The following is a 1,729-nucleotide window of genomic DNA, read 5'->3' on the forward strand; positions in this document are numbered from 1 at the left end:
CAACTATGACAATTAATTTTAACAACGCTCAAGGCGTTGCGCTAGTTGCTATCGATGTTGCCAAGGCTAAAAATGATGTGCTAGTGCAACTACCTAATGGCACAAGGAAAAAATTTAAAGTAGCTAATAAAATGAAAGATTACAGAGAGTTTATTACCTATCTTAGTTCTCTTGGATGTCAATGCCATATTGGATTGGAGGCAACTTCTAATTATCATCGCCCGATTGCCTATCACCTTCAGATGGCAGGCTTTACCGTATATTTTGTTTCCTCGTTGGCTGCTGCCAGAACTCGCGAAGCTCTTCATAATTCATGGGATAAAAATGATCCGAAAGATGCACAAGTGATTTTACACTTACTGAGAACGGGTGTGGTGCAAATATATTATGACCCTTTAATTAATAAATATAATGATATTCAAGAGCTTGCTAAAACCTACCAACAAATATCGCTAAGAAAAGTTAGAGTACAACACAGTATTATGAACCACTATCTACCCCTTTATTTTCCTGAGGTCGAAATGTTTTTTCACAGTTCACGCGCATTATGGTTTACTCACTTCATATCCCATTATCCGACCCCATCGAGTGTATTAAAGTACACTCAAGATGAGTTTATTAAAGTTGCTTGGGAAGTGGTAGGTCGCAAAGTAGACAAGCGAAATTGGTTAATTAACTTTTATCAAACTGCTCAAGAAAGTATAGGTCTTCCATTAGAAGAAAACTCCCAGGCAATTGATATGTTTCGCGTAATCCTCCATGAACATCAAGGGTTATGTAAGCGATTAAAAGAAATTGAAGAAACGGCAGATTCATTTCTTCAGGGGAATAATGATTACAAGAAATTGCTTTCTATTCCTGGAATAGGACCAATTTTAGCACTTATGATTTTAGCAGAGGTTGGTGATTTAAGGCGCTTTAAACACTATCGCCAATTCCTTAAATTCTGTGGTTTTAATTTGAGTACGCATCAATCTGGGTATTTTCGTGGTACCAGCAAAATATCTAAATATGGCAATAGTAAATTACGTTACGCTTTCTGGCTTGCTGCAACTGTGGCTATTAGAATGCGCGAAAATACATTTAGGAAAAAATTTGAGAATTACATTAAGCAGGATCCAAATAACGATGATTTAAAGCGTAAAGGATACACTGCTGTTGCTGCCAAAATGGCTCGTGTAGTCTTTGGTATCATTAAAAATGAAACGAATTATCGATGCTATTTTGAATCGGTAATACCCAGTGGAAGAATCCCCTCTGTAGGGCCGTAGAGGCTATTGACCTCGTAGATAATGTTTGGATCTTCCATTGGGATTTTATTTTGTTTTAAGTACAGTAAAGGCCTGGCATTTTGCTCTGGACCTTATGTCACTATGGTTAAAAAATATTCCTATAAAAATGGAAAACCATTGGGTTTTGATTGAGGTTAGCGAGAATATCTTTAAAAAAATAGTTCATTGAGCTATCGGGATCTGTTTTTCTAAAAAAATATTGACTCCAGATTTAGTACGTTGTCGCAACGAATATGTTGAGGCTTTCCACGCCATTCAATGATTTGATTGAGGGCTCGTACAACCCGCTCTGCTGGCAAAGAAAAATCCTCAATGGCAAGACCTTCACGGTTGAAATCATCAATAACATTAAATAATCGGTAAGCACGGCCATCTTCTAACTGAGCATGCATAAAATCCATTGACCAGCATTCGTTGATAGTCTTCGGAACCACTAA

Annotated in this window: 2 pseudogenes; one reads left to right on the top strand and one right to left on the bottom strand. The window is 37.2% G+C overall.

What is annotated here, in order from left to right:
• The first annotated feature begins 5 nt into the window (after positions 1 to 5).
• Positions 6 to 1,330: pseudogene (locus Lnau_RS09630) on the top strand (IS110 family RNA-guided transposase).
• Between the two features lie 180 nt (positions 1,331 to 1,510).
• On the opposite strand, the pseudogene Lnau_RS09635 reads toward Lnau_RS09630, so the two are convergent.
• Positions 1,511 to 1,729 (bottom strand): annotated as a pseudogene (locus Lnau_RS09635) (DDE-type integrase/transposase/recombinase); the annotation flags it as partial.

Source organism: Legionella nautarum, assembly GCF_001467895.1.
Classification (GTDB): Bacteria; Pseudomonadota; Gammaproteobacteria; order Legionellales; family Legionellaceae; genus Tatlockia; species Tatlockia nautarum.